At 54.3% G+C, this 16,396-nt stretch carries 12 protein-coding genes; 6 read left to right on the top strand and 6 right to left on the bottom strand.

The genetic code is table 11. The annotated features are described in order from the left end of the window. The first annotated feature begins 413 nt into the window (after nucleotides 1–413). Both FYJ64_RS03410 and FYJ64_RS03405 read left to right on the top strand, forming a co-directional pair. Nucleotides 414–2,252 carry an NAD(P)-binding protein gene (locus FYJ64_RS03410; protein WP_075712844.1) on the top strand — a complete coding sequence of 613 codons (1,839 nt, stop codon included), beginning with the start codon at nucleotides 414–416 and terminating at the stop codon, nucleotides 2,250–2,252. After that, a complete protein-coding gene (locus FYJ64_RS03405) occupies nucleotides 2,246–4,042 on the top strand; it encodes a [FeFe] hydrogenase, group A (protein ID WP_154573846.1) in 1,797 nt (598 codons plus the stop codon). The genes FYJ64_RS03410 and FYJ64_RS03405 overlap by 7 nt, the downstream gene beginning before the upstream one ends. Nucleotides 4,043–4,135: 93 nt before the next feature. On the opposite strand, the gene FYJ64_RS03400 is transcribed toward FYJ64_RS03405, so the two are convergent. Continuing rightward, on the bottom strand, nucleotides 4,136–4,372 hold the full coding sequence (locus tag FYJ64_RS03400) for a hypothetical protein (RefSeq protein WP_075712848.1): 237 nt from the start codon (nucleotides 4,370–4,372) through the stop codon (nucleotides 4,136–4,138). 746 nt (nucleotides 4,373–5,118) lie between these two features. On the opposite strand from FYJ64_RS03400, the gene FYJ64_RS03395 reads away from it, so the two are divergent. Next, nucleotides 5,119–5,904, top strand: a complete 786-nt coding sequence (locus FYJ64_RS03395) for a tRNA threonylcarbamoyladenosine dehydratase (RefSeq protein WP_235897096.1) — start codon at nucleotides 5,119–5,121, stop codon at nucleotides 5,902–5,904. Between the two features lie 265 nt (nucleotides 5,905–6,169). Next, nucleotides 6,170–7,480 carry a DUF1015 domain-containing protein gene (locus FYJ64_RS03390; RefSeq protein WP_154573844.1) on the top strand — a complete coding sequence of 437 codons (1,311 nt, stop codon included), beginning with the start codon at nucleotides 6,170–6,172 and terminating at the stop codon, nucleotides 7,478–7,480. Nucleotides 7,481–7,652: 172 nt separating this feature from the next. Here FYJ64_RS03390 and FYJ64_RS03385 read toward each other — a convergent pair whose 3' ends face one another. Both FYJ64_RS03385 and FYJ64_RS03380 read right to left on the bottom strand, forming a co-directional pair. Further along, nucleotides 7,653–8,015, bottom strand: a complete 363-nt coding sequence (locus FYJ64_RS03385) for a hypothetical protein (protein WP_154573843.1) — start codon at nucleotides 8,013–8,015, stop codon at nucleotides 7,653–7,655. A 209-nt stretch (nucleotides 8,016–8,224) separates the two neighbouring features. Then, the gene (locus FYJ64_RS03380; RefSeq protein ID WP_206045526.1) at nucleotides 8,225–9,109 is read right to left on the bottom strand and encodes a DMT family transporter; all 885 of its coding nucleotides are present in this window, start codon (nucleotides 9,107–9,109) and stop codon (nucleotides 8,225–8,227) included. Nucleotides 9,110–9,301: 192 nt separating this feature from the next. Here FYJ64_RS03380 and FYJ64_RS03375 point away from each other — a divergent pair, with 192 nt between their 5' ends. Continuing rightward, on the top strand, nucleotides 9,302–10,633 hold the full coding sequence (locus tag FYJ64_RS03375; protein ID WP_206045525.1) for a glutathionylspermidine synthase family protein: 1,332 nt from the start codon (nucleotides 9,302–9,304) through the stop codon (nucleotides 10,631–10,633). A gap of 124 nt (nucleotides 10,634–10,757) precedes the next feature. Here FYJ64_RS03375 and FYJ64_RS03370 read toward each other — a convergent pair whose 3' ends face one another. The 3 genes from FYJ64_RS03370 to FYJ64_RS03360 all read right to left on the bottom strand — a co-directional run bounded on the left by FYJ64_RS03370 (nucleotide 10,758) and on the right by FYJ64_RS03360 (nucleotide 14,827). After that, entirely contained in the window at nucleotides 10,758–12,236 is a 1,479-nt protein-coding gene (locus FYJ64_RS03370; RefSeq protein ID WP_154573840.1) for a hypothetical protein, read from the bottom strand. Between the two features lie 182 nt (nucleotides 12,237–12,418). Next, the gene (locus FYJ64_RS03365) at nucleotides 12,419–13,855 is read right to left on the bottom strand and encodes a basic amino acid/polyamine antiporter (RefSeq protein WP_154573839.1); all 1,437 of its coding nucleotides are present in this window, start codon (nucleotides 13,853–13,855) and stop codon (nucleotides 12,419–12,421) included. Between the two features lie 171 nt (nucleotides 13,856–14,026). Beyond that, the gene (locus FYJ64_RS03360) at nucleotides 14,027–14,827 is read right to left on the bottom strand and encodes a dimethylarginine dimethylaminohydrolase family protein (protein WP_235897095.1); all 801 of its coding nucleotides are present in this window, start codon (nucleotides 14,825–14,827) and stop codon (nucleotides 14,027–14,029) included. 576 nt (nucleotides 14,828–15,403) lie between these two features. Here FYJ64_RS03360 and FYJ64_RS03355 point away from each other — a divergent pair. Further along, entirely contained in the window at nucleotides 15,404–16,303 is a 900-nt protein-coding gene (locus FYJ64_RS03355) for a LysR family transcriptional regulator (RefSeq protein WP_206045524.1), read from the top strand. The last annotated feature ends 93 nt before the right edge of the window (nucleotides 16,304–16,396 follow it).

Genomic DNA, 16,396 nt, shown 5'->3' with positions numbered 1-16,396 from the left:
TTCCGGATCATTCTGCACTGCAAACCGGAGATTCGGAATGTTGGACTGCCGACATTCTCTGCAGGCTGCGGCGCGGCAGCATCATGCGATACAGGCTTACGCCGCAGAACCGATAAGCGCTCTGCCTGAAAGAGCGCAGATCAGAGGTCAGACGGCGGCCTTTTTTTGTTTCCGGAAAAGCACCCCGGACGAAAGCGCTGTTTTCGCTGTATTCCGTTACGGCGAACGCTCTGATCTTCCCCCGGATTTGTAACGGCGAACGCACTGCCCGCACATATCTCGTTAATTTTTTATCTATTCTTGTCTGAGGTTTCCTATGCGTATATAATATATGCCGTAATGTTAAAGTATATATTGATTTGTTGTGTGGGCGCACAAAATTTGTGCTCCTGCGAAATTCCAGAGGTTAATTTATGGAAAGACTTGTAATTGAGACTCCTGAAGAGGGTCAGCAGGTATTGGAACAGATCGGCAGACGTTTCAAGAAGAGAATAAGCGCCAGCCCGCTGGGCCTGTGTCCGGTGGATATGCTGCTGAATTATCTTCGCATCTGCCACGCGCAATCCTGCGGCAAATGTTCTCCGTGCAGAATCGGGCTGTGGCATCTTACTGAAATGCTGGAAACCATCCGAAACGGCACCGGTGACATGGAAACCATCGATCTCATCGAAAAAACCGCCGACATCATTCGCGTGTCCGCGGACTGTGCCATCGGCTATGAAGCGGCGAACATGGTGCTTGAGGGGATGCAGGGCTTCCGCAAGGATATGGAAGAGCATATCAAAAGAGGCCGCTGTCTCTACGGCATCGAGCAGGCCATCCCCTGCACCGCGGTATGTCCCGCTCACGTCGATGTCCCGGGCTATATTTCGCTGGTCAAGGCCGGCCGCTATAAAGACGCGGTGCGTCTGATCCGCAAGGACAATCCGTTCCCTGCTGTCTGCGGCTACGTCTGCGAGCATCCCTGTGAGAAACGCTGCCGCCGCCAGATGGTGGATGATTCCGTCAATATCTGCGGCATCAAGCGGTACGCTGTGGATCACGCCGGAGACATTCCGGTTCCTCAGTGCGCTCCGGCCACCGGGAAAACCGTGGCGGTCATCGGCGGCGGTCCGGGAGGACTGACCGCGGCTTACTTCCTCACTGTCATGGGGCACGAGGTGACCGTTTATGAACAAAGGCATCATCTGGGCGGAATGCTCCGCTACGGCATTCCCGACTACCGGCTGCCCAACGACATTCTGGACCGGGATATCCAGTACATCCTGGACACCGGCGTCAACGTCATTCTGAACACCAATATCGGCGAGGATATGTCTATCGACGAACTGAAGGCGAAGTACGACGCCGTCTATATGTCCATCGGAGCTCACGATGACAAAAAACTGAAGCTTGCGGGCGAGGACGCCCCTAATGTATACAGCGCTGTCGAGCTTCTCCGCGCCATCGGCGAAGACGAGGCGCCGAACCTGAAGGGCAAAAAGGTCGTCGTCGTAGGCGGCGGAAATGTCGCCATGGACGCGACCCGCTCCACGCTCAGACTGGGCGCATCCTCCGTCACCTGCGTTTACCGCCGCCGTATCGCGGACATGACCGCGCTTCCGGAGGAAATCGCGGAAGCACAGGCGGAGGGAGTCAAGATCCGCACGCTTCTTGCGCCGGATCACATCGAACTCGACAAGAAAACCAAACGGGCCAAGGCTTTGTGGGTTCAGCCTCAGCTGATCTCCCTGATCGGCCAGGACGGCCGCACCTCCGTGCGCAAAGCCGAGGAGAAGGCCTTTCCCATCGAATGCGACTACATCATCGTCGCCATCGGTCAGTCCATTCATTCCCAGCCCTTTGAGGGCAGCGGCCTGAAGCTGAAACACGGCGTCATCGCCGCGGAGAGTTCAAGCTTTGTTCCCGGCAGCGGCAACGTGTTCGCCGGAGGCGATGCGGTTTCCGGACCTGCAACAGTCATCCGGGCGGTGGCGGCCGGCAAAGTGGCGGCAAACAATATCGACTATTTCCTGGGCTATAACCACGTCATCAAATCCGGAGTCGAGGTTCCGGATCCTCAGATGACCAACAACCCTCCCTGCGGCCGCGTCAATCTGACGAGCCAGATGATTGACAACATCGAGGGCAACTTCGATCTTGTCAGCATCGGAATGACCCCTCAGGGCGTCAAGCAGGAGTGCGGGCGCTGCCTGCGCTGTGACCACTTCGGATTCGGAAGCTTCAGAGGAGGGAGGAAAATACAATGGTAAAACTGACAATCAACGGCCTCCCGGTTGCCGTGGAGGACGGCACCACGATTATGGAGGCAGCAAAGGCAGCGGGGATCTCGATTCCGCATCTCTGCTACCTGAAAGGCATCAACGATATCGGCGCGTGCCGCATCTGCAGCGTCGAGGTGGAGGGCGAGCTTTCGCTGGTTCCCTCCTGCAATACGGCCGTCCGTGAGGGCATGAAGGTCACCACCAACTCTGCACGCGTCCGTTCTGCATGCCGCACCAATCTGATGCTGATCATGTCGCAGCATGAAGGACGCTGTTCCCTCTGCGATCGGAGCGGAACCTGCCAGCTGCAGAAGCTGACCAACGACTACGATTTCTTTGAAAACCTGTATGTCACCGACCTCCCCACCGACAAAGACCGGATGTGGGTCAAGGATTTCCCTCTTATCCGGGATCCGGCCAAGTGCATCAAATGTATGCGCTGTATTCAGGTCTGCGACAAGATCCAGAAGCTGGGCGTCTGGGAACTGATGTCCACCGGCGGGCGCACCCGGGTAGACGTTTCACAGCACCGCTCCATCGACAAAGCTCAGTGCAGTCTCTGCGGGCAGTGCATCGTCCACTGTCCGGTAGGCGCTCTCCGTGAGCGCAAAGACGCCACCAAGGTCATGGCAGCTCTGGATGATCCGGAAATCACGACGGTGGTCCAGATTGCTCCGGCGGTCCGCACCGCCTGGGGTGAAGCGCTGGACCTTCCGCCTGACAAAGCCACAGTCAACCAGCTGGCCGGAGCGCTGAAGCAGATGGGCTTCGACTACGTGTTTGATACCAGTTTCTCTGCGGATTTAACCATCATGGAGGAAGCGACGGAATTCCTTCATCGGCTGCAGAAGGGTGATCTGGCGAAATATCCGATGTTCACCAGCTGCTGTCCGGCCTGGATCCGGTTCCTGAAGAGCCGCCACCCGGAACTGGTTCCTCAGCTCTCCACCGCCAAAAGCCCGCAGCAGATGTTCGGGTCTGTAATCAAGAGCTATTTCGCGGAACGCATCGGCGTCCCGCCGGAAAAAATCTGCTGTATTTCCGTGATGCCCTGTGTCGCGAAGAAAGCGGAGTGTGATATTCCTGCCATGCGCGACGAATATGGCGTCAAGGACGTGGACTACGTTCTGACGACCCGGGAAATCATCCGTATGCTGCGGCTCAGCGACATCACGCCTGACAAGGTCGAGGAAAAGCCCTTTGACCGCATCATGGGCGACTATTCCGGCGCCGGCGTCATCTTCGGCACCACCGGCGGCGTCATGGAGGCCGCGCTCCGCACGGCCAGCTACATGGTCACCGGCAAAAATCCGTCCACAGGCGCATTCGGTTTTGTCCACGCAGGCAAAAAGTTCGCAGAGGGCGAATATCCCTGGCAGGAGGCCACTTACACCATCGGCGGCAGCAAAATCCGCGTCGCCGTCACCAGCGGCCTGCGCAATGCGGACAGACTCTGTAAGGCGCTGCTCCGCGGTCAGGTGAAATATGACTTTGTGGAAGTCATGGCCTGCCCCACCGGCTGCGCCGGCGGCGGCGGGCAACCCTTCCACCGTGACGACGTTGAACGCGGCGCAACCCGCGGCAAAGTACTCCGCAATCTGGACGAGCACATGCAGATGCGGTTCAGCCACGAAAACCCCGACATCCAGCGTCTCTATTCCGAGGCCCTGGGTGAACCTATGAGCGACGCCGCCGAGAAACTTCTGCACACCGACCACGAAAGCTGGCAGATGCCGGACGAGGGCGAGCCTCAGACCCCGGACATCCACGTCGTGTAACGGCACGGCGGCCGCATGCTCCCTGCCTGCGAAATGCTTACTGCTTCACAGCATTTTGCAGCGCAGGGTTTTCTTTGTAAAAAAAACCACGGACTATGTCCGCGGCTCTCTCTTTGGCCAAACCGGCCACTTCAGACGTGAGACGTCGTTGAACTGCTCATTGATATAGTATCGGATCTCCTCAATCGTAACGTTCCGGTCATATCGTTCAAAAAACTCCATCATGTTGTTTTCGATGATTTTTTTTGCGACCTTCTCGTCGGAGGGGTAAACCGCGCCTCTGAATGTTGCGTTCCTATAAGCCTTTCTCAAGATATTCTCCTTGCTCATAATAACACCTCCCCCAATGAGTAACTCGACGCCTCCTTTCTGTTGTTATATTTTACATTAGAATCAGAAAATTGTAAACTTCCAATTCGCCCTTGTTTTTTCAACAAACTCCTGCAAGACGCAGGCAGGCATTATATGCCTCGTTATACTCATGACTGATTCCAACAAAATTCCTGCACGGCGCGGGCAGCGAAATCCTCCATTTTCCAGAAAATCCTTTTGAGCCACATCGCTCGCGCCTCGCGTAACAACGACCCGAATTCCCACCTTTATCGCCAATTTACAATAGAAGATTTACGTGCAGTTTCAGATTCAACGAATCTGCCACCCTCTCTAAAAAATCTGCAGCCAGCGGCGGATATCGCATCGTAAATTAGCGATATCAAATCCCTTTAAAAGACCTTTTACCAAAAGATCTGCCACATTTCTCGAAAAAAAACAGAAATGTGGCAACCCTGAGTGCCATCTAACTCACCTCCGCCGATCCGTACCTGAACGAATCAGATTCTCAGTTGTTTTGTCGCCATTACCTTTCCAGTCGAGAAAGCAACACACCGCCGTCACAAAGAAATACCTTTACGAAAACTAAGGATAGCGATAAACTATTAAATAGCGCAGCTCATTAAGTCCCTGCCGGACTTGATGTGCCCCGGTGCTCGCTCGTCAGCAGTGCCATGGTGCTCGTAATCACTGGCAAAACACATATTAACGTAAATTTATCAGCAGAATATCAACAGGAGACAGTAATGAATCAATTTTCGCGGATGGAACTTGTTATGGGGGCAGAAGCCCTGGAGATTCTGAACAGAAGTCGCGTAGCGGTCTTCGGTGTCGGAGGCGTGGGCGGATACGTGGTGGAGGCGCTGACGCGGAGCGGAATCGGCGAACTGGACATTATTGATGACGACAAAGTGTGTCTGACCAATCTCAATCGTCAGATTATCGCAACCAGAGATACCGTTGGCAGACAGAAAGTGGACGTTTGCGAGGAACGCATCCTTTCGATCAACCCCGATGTGACCGTCCACAAGCACCAGACCTTCTATCTGCCGGAGAAAGCAGCCGAATTTGATTTTGTTCACTACGACTACATTGTAGATGCCATTGACACCGTTTCAGCGAAGCTGGATCTCGTCATGCAGGCGCAGAAACACGGCGTACCCATCATTGCCGCCATGGGTTGCGGAAACCGCGTGGACCCGGGCAGGCTGGTATGCACGGACATTTACAAAACAGAAATGGATCCGCTTTCCAAAGTCATGCGCAGAGAACTGAAAAAAAGAGGCGTTCGCGGGCTGAAGGTTGTCTATTCGACGGAACCTCCGATCAAGCCTTACATCAGCGAGGCAAATTCGTGCCACAGCCACTGCATCTGCCCGCCGGGAGTTCAGCGAACCTGCCTGCAGCGCAGAAGCGTTCCGGGGTCAACGGCTTTTGTGCCCGCCGCCGCAGGACTGATGATCGCAGCAGAAGTCGTTCGTGACCTGACGTCTTTCGACCCGAAGGGACGCGTCAAGGGAGGCCGCCAGTAGTCGTGCGAGCGTCATCGGCTTCCTCGGAGGATAGCCGCCTCGGGGGATGACCGCCAGTAGTCGTTCGGCCGTCGCCGGCTGTCTTGAGGAATAGCCGGCATTGGCCGCACGAGCATCGTCGGCTGGCTCGGGGATGGCCGCCTCGGAAAGGGAATGACCAGCAGTAGTCACAATTATATTGCAATTTCAACACAGTTTATCTATAATTGAACTATAGATTTTTTTGAACTGATATGACCGAATCTCATTACAAAGGAGGTTAACAATGTCGAAATACGATTGGGGAAAATTCGGGCTTCATATCCCGGAGATCATGATTCCGCGGGAGGGAACCGATTACAGCAAATGGGCTGTCGTGGCCTGTGACCAGTACACTTCCGAGCCGGAATACTGGCAGGAGGCGGAAAAAATCGTGGGTGACGCGCCTTCGACTCTGCGCCTGATGCTCCCGGAAATCTATCTGGAGAAGGAAGGCGAAGCGGAACGCATCCGTGATATCCGCAAAGCCATGGACGACTACATCGAACACGGCATCCTGAAAAAACTGCCGGCAGGCTGCATGCTGGTCAAACGGACCGCCGCAGGCCGCACCCGCCTCGGTCTGGTCATTGCCACCGATCTGGAGAGCTACGACTTCAGCAAAGGCTCCACATCTCTGACCCGTGCAACGGAAGGGACCGTGGTAGAGCGCATCCCGCCGCGCCTGCGCATCCGCGAGGGTGCACCTCTGGAAATGCCGCACATCATGATTCTGATCGATGATCCGGAAAAAACCGTCATCGAACCGCTGGTCGACGCTCCGAAAAAACGGATCTACGATACCGATCTGATGCTGGAGGGCGGCCATATCACCGGCGATTTCATTAAAGAAGCTGATCTGGAAGGCATGCGCCAGGCACTTTCGGATCTCTACGACAAGGCCGTTGAAAAATACGGCGACGGCAACGTCATCTTCCAGGCCATGGGGGACGGAAACCATTCCCTGGCTACCGCCAAAACGAACTGGGAAAACCTGAAGAAGACACTTAGCCCCGAGGAACAGAAGACACATCCTGCCCGCTATGCGCTTTGTGAGATCGAAAACATCCACGACGACGGCATCGTATTCGAACCGATTCACCGCGTGATCTTCGCCAAAAAAGGTCAGAGCGGCATGGATCTGGTCAACGAGACTGTGGAACTGCTGGCGTCTCAGAACGGCGGTGCGCATCTGGCAGAGGAAGGTGCCGAGGCGCGCGAGGGGTGCTTCGCGATTCCTTATCTGACGGCGGAGCAGAAGGGCACGATTATCGTGGAACATCCTGCGAACAAATTGGAGGTCGGCGCGCTGCAGAACGCGCTTGACGTTATCGTCAAGGAACGCGGGGATGCGGATATCGACTATATTCACGGCACAAAGGCTGTTGAGACGCTTTCCGGCAAACCCGGGAACGCCGGGTTCATGCTTCCGGCCATGGACAAATCCATGCTGTTCCCTGCGGTTGCCGCAGACGGCGCGCTGCCGCGCAAGACATTCTCCATGGGCGAAGCCAACGAGAAGAGATACTACATCGAGAGCCGCTACATCGGAAAATAGCGGAAATTCGGCACCGCATACAAAACGCGTCCGACCGGCAATCCGGCAGGTCGCGGCTTCACACTCAAAAAGAGCTGTTCACATTGAACGGCTCTTTTTTCACCTGCTTTCAACTGCGGTTTCAGTCATGACCGGTTTCTGCGAGACTCCGGACACTTTCCACACCGCATCTCTATGCATTTTCTGCGTTATTTTCCTTTGTGCTCTCAGAGGTGACATCCCGGTCGGACGGCGTCAGATGGAAACGATCCTCCTTGTTTCCCACCGGCAGCTTCCCTTCATTCGCCAGCTTCATGTCCTGTGCATTCTGCCAGCGCTTCGTCAGCTTGTCGTCGTTAAGATAGCGCTCCGCAAGCCCCGCCTTTTTCTGCCCGGTATCGCGCTCCTGCCGCTCCTTCTCAAAGTCCGCCGAGGTTTTTGAAAAATCCAGATTCTTACCGGTTATCTTTTTATAGATGCGCGTTATCAGAAACATCAGCAGTGCGAACCCTGCCAGAATCAGTATGTCAAAAAAAGCCGTTGTTATATCTATCATCTTTCTATCCCCCCTGACCACATCGCAGTTAATCCGCAACACACAACCCAACGGCAGCGTACACCGGCAGACACTGATTGATGCTTATCCCCAGCGCCCATTCAATCCGGCAAGGACTTACCGGGCAGATACTATTTACACCAATATAATGATATTTTATTCTGATAATTGTGCAGAGAATAGAATAAAAACGAACTTCCCGCTATATTCTACATACTCTTCGAGGACAGCCAGACTCCGCTGACGGTCATCGTCAATCCGATCACAGTATAGAGTCCCGCAGGATCTCCGTTTACCGTGACACCGGCGACGACACCGATGATCGTTATCATTGCAGAGGTGAGATTATTCGCGATAGAAATATCCAAAGTACAAAGAAGCTTATTGAATCCTGCGTAGCAGATTACAGAGCAGCAGATTCCCAGAAAGGCAATGCCCGCCGCCACCTGCCAATGGGTGAAAAAGGTCACATACATCTGACCCCGTCCGCCCTCCAGCAGACAGATTCCATTAAACAGAATCATTCCCATGAACGACATCATGGCCGTAATGGCCATCGGCTCATATTCCTCACCGGATTTAGAACTGAAAAAGCCGAATACAGTACCGGCCATCACCGCACCGGTCATGAACAGATAGCCCAGAGTCTGACCACCGCCGATAAACGCCGGTGAAAACACAGTAGTCACCACAACCCCGGCAAACGCCAGAAGAATGCTGAGTACGCCCATCCGACCGGGTTTTTTGTGAAAAAACAAAATCGAGACCAGCAGTGTTGCGCACGGAATCGTAGCGATAAAGATAGAGCTGATGGAAGCTGAAGAGTATTTCAGACCGTAAATCTCAAAAACTGAATAAATGCACGGCTCTGTGAGGCCCGTGAGGAGCAGGAACTTCATATTCTTCCCGCGCAGATTAATGCGGATTCGCCCTGTGCCGATCAGACATGCGAAAATAACAGACGCGAGCGTCCACCGGAGTGCCAGAATCTCCATCGTTCCCAGCCATTTCAACAGCTGTGTCAGGACAATAAACGACATTCCCCAAAATACTGAAACCACCATCACCAGTCCATATGCGACACTTTTTTTCATCCGATTATTTCTCTGACCTCCCCTGTATGCCTGTTTCAGCCGCCCGTTTGCGGTCTCCTGAGCCGTCTTCCTGCGGCCTCGTTGTCTCGAAACCATCTGTCCGGGGCTCGCCGTCTTGAAACCGTTCGCCCAACGGCGTCCCGAAATATTATAACATTTTCATCAAATTTCTGCTATACTAATGATATGAATATGAAAAATACCCGAAAAGAAATCAACGAGGACTGCGAGCGCTATATCACCGCGCATTACGATGAAGTAAAAGCAGCCTGCCTGGCGATCCGGGAAAAACTTCCGGACTCACCTTTGTACTGCAACGGTCACCTGCTGGCGCGTCCGCTGACGATGCAGAAGATCTACACTGAGGAGGATGAAAAAATCTTCGCCGATGTCGTCTCCACCATGCACAGCATCTGCCGCAAGGTCATCCACCGCTACCTTGCCGACGCCGGCTACCGTAGCCTGTTCCCCTTCAGCCGGGAGCTGGAGGAACTGATTCTGACGGACCCGGGCTACGACCAACCCCTTCCCATCGCCCGCTTTGACATCTTCTACAACGAGGACACGGGAAGCTACAAATTTTGTGAAATCAACACCGACGGCACCAGTGCCATGAACGAGGACGTCGTCTGGAACCGGCTCATGGAAGACAATCCCGCTCATATGTACATCCGGCAGAAATACGGACTGACCCAGAGAGAGCTCTTCGACTCCTGGGTATCGGCTTTCATGGACATCTACTCCGGATACAAAGACAGAGTCGCCCATCCCGCTGTCGCGGTCGTCGATTTTCTGGACACCGGGACCCTCACCGAATTTCAGGAATTCGCCCGGCACTTCCGGAAGGCCGGCTACGACTGCTGCGTCTGTGACGCACGGGAGCTTCACTACGACGGAGAACATCTGAGAACAAAAGACGGGGCGGTCATCGATGCGGTCTACCGTCGGGCGGTGACCTCCGATCTGATGGCACATTTTGATGAGATCCAGCCTCTGATAAGTGCGATACAGGACAGACACGTCTTTCTTGCCGGATCACTGCGGACCCAGGTGGTTCATAACAAAGCCTTTTTCACGATCATGCACCTTCCCCGAACACAGGAGTTTCTCAGTGACAGGGAAATAGACTTCATCAGAGAGCATATTCCCTACACCTGCGATTTCGGACCCGGGAGCATCGAACTAGATGAGGTTCTGAACAACAAAGACCGGTACATTCTGAAACCCAACGACTCCTACGGCGCCAGCGGCGTAGCCGACGGACTCGGCCACAGCCCGGAGGAATGGGAGAAAATATGCCGCGAATATTACGGCAACGGTTTCATCTGTCAGGAATACTGCCGCCCATACGAAAGCCGGAACATCGATTTCATGTTCGGCGACGGCCGGTTCCACAACTACATCAACATGACCGGACTTTACGCCTACAACGGAAAATACGCAGGCGCCTACACCCGCCTTTCCCGCGAGACTCTGATCGTCTCCTACGGAAACGAACGGAGTGTGGCAAGCTATTACATTTAGGCACCTAAATGGCGGGCAACAAAATCCGGGTAAAGTAAAAAACAGGGCTTTCGCCCTGTTTCGCGCGCCGGTGTGACGGCGCAGACATACGAATCAACCGAATCGGCACGACGCGGCGAGCGGCTTATCCCAGCAGCTCCGCCGCGTATTTTTTTGCCAGCGCCAGACCGCGGTCCTGATAATCTTCAGCGAAATCCGCCGCGACGCGGTCAACATAGCGTCCTCCCCGTACCAGTTTGGCCTTCTGATATTCCAGCGTCTTCATGACGCGCGTCCGATCCGCCTCACCCATCTCCCGTTCCAGGAAGAACCGCTGTATTTCCGCCAGCGCGCGGGCGGCGCTGTCATGAACAGACAGCCCATTGGAGAGAATCGTTCCGTCATCCATCAGTGCGGCAGTCTTCATATCCGCCAGCGCCTGCTTCTGTTCCTCTTCCGTGAATTTTCTGTCCGGTCTGAAAAGCAAATACAAAATCAAAAGGTGCAGGAAACGTACATCCTCCACACACACTCCAGTGGGCTCGAAGGGATTCGCGTCCACAGTACGGAATTCAATATGATTCACGCCATAATGCAGCAATGTATCCAGACTGTATCTCCCCATCGGCTTGATGCGTACCGGATAATAAAGCTCAGCGGGATACAGCAGCGCGCCGCTTTCCACATACTTTAAAATCGATTCCACATAAGAGCCGAGGTCCGAATAATCCAGAATCGGGTCGAAGGTGTTCCAATACCCGTCCCAGCCGCATCGGGGGCTGGCGTATCGGCTTACCACAGTTCCCGATGTTTCAATAGCGCCGGATCCCGCAGATTCATCCGATGCCCTCGGCGCTCCCGATGTTTCAATAGCGCCGGATCCCGCAGATTCATCCGATGCTCCCGGTGCTCCGTCGGCATCGGTTTTCTCAGGTCTCGCCGTTGTCCCCGGCGCTCCGCTGGCATCTCCGGCCTCCGTCCCGGTGATCCCGCGCTCATCCCGGCCGCCGGTCAGCGAGCTGTGATAGACCGGGCTGGCTGCGGTCAGGTACACGACAAGCCAGGCGTACCGTGTTCCCCAGGCGTTCAGATCCAGATACACATGATTCACGAAACTGGTCCGGTCTTCGATACCGATGCAGCACTGCTCGTAAAGAGCCTGCAGGAATTCCTCAGAAAAGGAGAAATTCACATGAACGCCGCTGTACAGCATCAGCCGGCTTCCGTATTTTCCCTTCAGATACTTCCGGTACTCTGTCTTCCAGCGTGAATCGCCGTTGAACTGCGCCACCGGATTGTCGTTGTCGCTGAAAATCTGCGGAGGATTCGAAAACGGCCACAGGTATTCCGGACCGCCGGGGTGTGCGCTGAGTTTCCGAAGCGCTCTGCGGTGAAGCTGCTCCAGTTCTTCACAGACAGCCTCCGGCGTCTGCCTGATCCCGGTAATAAACTCCGTCTGATTCTCGCTGAAATCGCGGCTGATATGACCGCTGCTGGCGAAAGGATGCGCCGACTGTGCCAGTGCTCCCTTCTCATCTATCCGCATCGTTTCCCGTTCTAGTCCAAAGTTTCCGTCAAACAAATGGCGGCTGACCGCTTTCCAGTTTTCTCTGCTGTTGTCCACTTCAGTCTCCCCGCGTTACCTCGCGCATCATACGCATTAAAATATGTTTTTGTATACCACCTTTCACGGTTCTGAAACCCGGACGGACAGATTAACCGGATTTGCCGCGTGGCAGCGCAGCGAACGGCGCTGAGAAAAACGGTGAACGACCGCGGGTCCCGAGGATGTCGCGTGCACCCGGATCAGAACGGCTGAATCGCGCCTGTTTTCAGGCACACCAGCGAGATGACGAACAGAACTCCGACCAGAAGGAACGCCGTCCAGTCTGTCTTTGTTTCAAAAATCTTCCGGTTCCGTTCCCTCTTGCTGATGTAGAACAGAATCGTGCCCGGAAAATACAGCGTGCTGGTAATCAGGATGTACTGCCATCCGCTCCCGTATAGCAGCCAGAACCCGTAAACGGTGCCGATGACGGCGGTCAGCCACATACCGAATCTGTTTTTGTTCCCCGGCTCCAGTCCCTCGCCTTTGCAGCAGAGTTTGAGATAAAAGCAGGCGGAGAATACATACGGAAACATGATCGTGCTGGCGGACAGCGCATACAGAATCTGATAGGTACTGCTGTTGAAATACATGATGATGATAAACAGCTGAACCACCAGCGACGTGCCCACAATCGACCACACCGGCGTATTGTGCCGGCTCATTTTTGTCAGAAACCGTGGGAAGATTCCCTGCTTCGCAGGTTCGTAGGAGCTGTCTGTACAAAGAATCACGTACGGGAGCATGGCTCCGATCAGGGACATGATGACCGCGATGTTGACCAGCGCGCCGCCCCAGGGACCGACCACATATTCCATAACGCCGGCCAGAGGAGGATTGCTCAGCTTCGCCAATACGTCGAAGGGAACAGCACCCATACTGAGGACGGAAATCAGAATGTACAGCGCGATCAGCGACAGGAACGAGTAGATTGTGGCCTGTCCTGCGGCTTTCGTCGTTCTGCCGCGTCCTGAGAGGACCACCGCGCCCTCAATGCCGACAAAAGTCCATACGGTAATCTGTACCGTGGATTTAATCTGCGCGAACAAAGAACCGCTGTCCGAAGCGCCCCAGAAGTTCGCCGTGAAGTTCTCCCATTTGAACGCACCTGCAAGAATGATCGCCAGGATCGCGAAAATAATCGGGATCACCTTAACGATCACGACGAACATATTCAGTCCCACCGCCGCATTCACGCCGCGGTACACAAGCCAGGTCAGCGCCCAGATGAAGGCGGAGGCAACTACAGCAGATGCCAGATTATTCCCTTCTCCGAAGACCGGAAAGAAATTCCCCAGTGCGGCGAACAGCAGCGCCACAAAGGTTACCTGTGCCAGCACCGCGCTGATCCAGTAACCCCATGCGGAGATAAACCCGATATACTGCCCGAATCCTTCTCTCGCATAGTTGGATATTCCGCTGGTCAGATCCGGTCTCACGACACTCAGCTTATAAAAGGTCATCGCCAGACCCAGCATACCGACGAGGCAGATCCCCCATCCGATCAGCACCGCACCCGCATGCGCGCCCGCTGCGGCAAAATCCCCGGAAATACTGAAAACTCCGGTCGCCAGAGTCGTGCCGATGGCGAAAAACGTCAGTTTCACGACACCAAGCTTTTTTTCTTCTTGTTCCATAAATGAATCCTCCAAAAGTCCTGATTTCACAGGAGAGGACCGCCGCACGGCGATCCTCTCCCCATCTTACATTACACCGCTGCCGAGGCGCCGGGAATGTCGGCGAACGGCCATTGCCTTCTTGCGCGGCCGTCGGGGAGAACACCGCCGAGGCGTCTCCGGTTTCGCCGCTTAAAACCGCAGAGAAAGGCAGGTCAGACTGCCGTCGATTTTGCGGAACTCACTGGTGTCTACCAGCTTAACGGTATAACCCAGGTCTTCAATATATTTCTGCGTTTTGGGATATCCCTCCGGTACGATGACGGTTCCGTTAATGTACAGGCTGTTAATCGCGTACAGTTCATCCTGCTCAACCACATAACGGTTGAAGTCTTTGAATGCCGGCTGCTCATTCATGACCGGGCTTACCAGCATGTTATTATTCTCAAGATAAATCACGAAATCCTTCAGATGCAGCCCCTCTGTCACAGGAACCGTGGAGGAAGTGTAGCCGAATTTTGTCACGATCTCGTTGAACTGTTTCGCCGCTTCCGCGTTAGTGCGCTCAGACTGCCCGATATAGAAATGATCCCCGACCCTCATCACGTCTCCGCCTTCCATTGTTCCGGGCGCTTCGATGAAGAAAATCTGATCATCGCTGTAGAATTTTTTGATCACCGGCAGAATCTCATCCTTCTCACCGTTCCTGGAATCTCTCGCCGGATTGGTGATGATGGCGCAGCGCTCCATAACCACCGCCGGATCCTCCACGAAACAGGAATCCGGATATCTCTCATCCGCGTCCAGCTCCTCCACCTCAAGTCCGAGCTCCTTCAGCGTGGCGACATAAGCGTCATGCTCCTCGACTGCCCTTTCATAAACCGGCGTCGCATCGTCATACATTGCCGTCGTGATTCCATCGATCAGCGCACGGCACGGCTTCCTTGTAATCGCTTTAGTAAACATCATAACCTCCTTATTATCTGTACTCATCTTTACAGCTTCTACGCTGCCTCTTCTACAAAATCCTGTTCGTCGGGCTCCGCCCCCCGGTGCAACGACCTCCGAGCGTTCTCCGCGCTTCGCCCCCGGTAACAGCCTCCGAACGTTCTCCGGCTATCTCGCGGAGCTCTCCAATCAAGTCTGCGGAAAGCGAATTGACTTTTTATACGTTTACTATATAATAGGCTTAGATATTCGTCAAACGCAACTTAATCATATTTTTCATGCGCTTTTCGCATAAAAAGTGCTGCATACGGATATGTTTTTCGCGCACTTTTCCGACTTTGATATAGAATACGGCCGCGAGGCACATCAGGCGCGAGCCCTCTATGCAGACCCTCGCAATCGCGCGACAGTTCGACCCCTAAGGCGGACAGTATACCGTGAATCGCAGCGGCACAACCCCTGAGATGGACAGCATACCGGGAATCAAAGCGGCACAACCCCTGAGATGGACAGCATACCGTGAATCAAAGCGGCACGAAATACGGGATAATCGGCAAGTACAGGATTCACGATGAATATTACGCAAGCATCCTGATGCAGGTCATTCAGAAGGAGGCACATATGAATATTACGCAGTATGAAGCGCTGGTTCGGGCCGTGGAAAGCGGCACCATGACTGAAGCCGCCCGCGAGCTGGGCTACTCCCAGTCCGGTCTCACGCGTGCGCTTAATTCTCTGGAGCAGGAATGGGGTGTCAAACTTCTGCTTCGCGGTCGCAGCGGGGTACGTCTGACCGCAGAGGGTCAGATTCTGATGCCGCTTATTCGAACAGTAATGAACGATCAGCTCCGACTGAATGAACGCATCGATGAAATCACCGGACTGCGGGAAGGTCTGATTCGCGTCGGCACCTTCAACAGCGTCTCCGCTCAGTGGCTTCCCGGCATCATCAAACAGTTCCGCAAAGAATATCCCGGCATACGGTTTGAACTGCTTCACGGCACTGACGAGCAAATCAACGCCTGGATCCTCGATGGGCGGGTGGATGTCGGATTTATCGCCTATCCGGGCGCACCGGAACTGGATTCTGATTTTTTATATCGGGACCCCATCGTCAGCATTTTCGCCGACAGCGATCCACATGCAAAGCTGTCCACCTTCCCCATCGCAGAGCTGCCCCGGCTCCCGTACATCGCACTGTACGAGGGCGTGGAGGATGAGATAACCGCCATCCTCGCACAAAACAGAATTCAGCCGGATACAAAATTCATGGAAAGCGACGATCACGCCGTCATCGCCATGGTCGAACAGGGCCTGGGAACAAGCCTGATGTCCATGATGATGCTTCAGGGTTTCGACCGTCGAATCACTGCAGTTCCACTGGATCCGCCCGGCCACCGGGACCTGGGCGTCGCTTGCCGCGGCCGACAGTACCTTTCCGCCGCGGCCCGGAAATTTTACGACTGCATCTGCGACTGGGTCAAAAACGAATATGCGGTACATATGACAACATGCATATGACGAGGCATCCCACCGGCAATAGAGTTATCACATTGTATCGTAAATTGGCGATATTAAATTCTTCCTAAAGCATATCGATTAGAAAATCTGTAG

This window comes from Hornefia butyriciproducens (genome assembly GCF_009695915.1).
GTDB classification, from domain to species: domain Bacteria; phylum Bacillota; class Clostridia; order Peptostreptococcales; family Anaerovoracaceae; genus Aminicella; species Aminicella butyriciproducens.
Note: the sequence above shows the minus strand (reverse complement) of the source record. Positions and strands in the feature narration are given on the sequence as shown.

Bases quoted from the DNA above. Each gene is read 5' to 3' on its own strand.
- FYJ64_RS03355 (WP_206045524.1), top strand. From the start codon at position 15,404: ATGAATATTACGCAGTATGAAGCGCTGGTTCGGGCCGTGGAAAGCGGC.
- FYJ64_RS03385 (WP_154573843.1), bottom strand. From the start codon at position 8,015: ATGATAGATATAACAACGGCTTTTTTTGACATACTGATTCTGGCAGGG.
- FYJ64_RS03390 (WP_154573844.1), top strand. From the start codon at position 6,170: ATGTCGAAATACGATTGGGGAAAATTCGGGCTTCATATCCCGGAGATC.
- FYJ64_RS03410 (WP_075712844.1), top strand. From the start codon at position 414: ATGGAAAGACTTGTAATTGAGACTCCTGAAGAGGGTCAGCAGGTATTG.
- FYJ64_RS03400 (WP_075712848.1), bottom strand. From the start codon at position 4,372: ATGAGCAAGGAGAATATCTTGAGAAAGGCTTATAGGAACGCAACATTC.
- FYJ64_RS03405 (WP_154573846.1), top strand. From the start codon at position 2,246: ATGGTAAAACTGACAATCAACGGCCTCCCGGTTGCCGTGGAGGACGGC.
- FYJ64_RS03375 (WP_206045525.1), top strand. From the start codon at position 9,302: ATGAAAAATACCCGAAAAGAAATCAACGAGGACTGCGAGCGCTATATC.
- FYJ64_RS03365 (WP_154573839.1), bottom strand. From the start codon at position 13,855: ATGGAACAAGAAGAAAAAAAGCTTGGTGTCGTGAAACTGACGTTTTTC.
- FYJ64_RS03395 (WP_235897096.1), top strand. From the start codon at position 5,119: ATGAATCAATTTTCGCGGATGGAACTTGTTATGGGGGCAGAAGCCCTG.
- FYJ64_RS03360 (WP_235897095.1), bottom strand. From the start codon at position 14,827: ATGAGTACAGATAATAAGGAGGTTATGATGTTTACTAAAGCGATTACA.
- FYJ64_RS03380 (WP_206045526.1), bottom strand. From the start codon at position 9,109: ATGAAAAAAAGTGTCGCATATGGACTGGTGATGGTGGTTTCAGTATTT.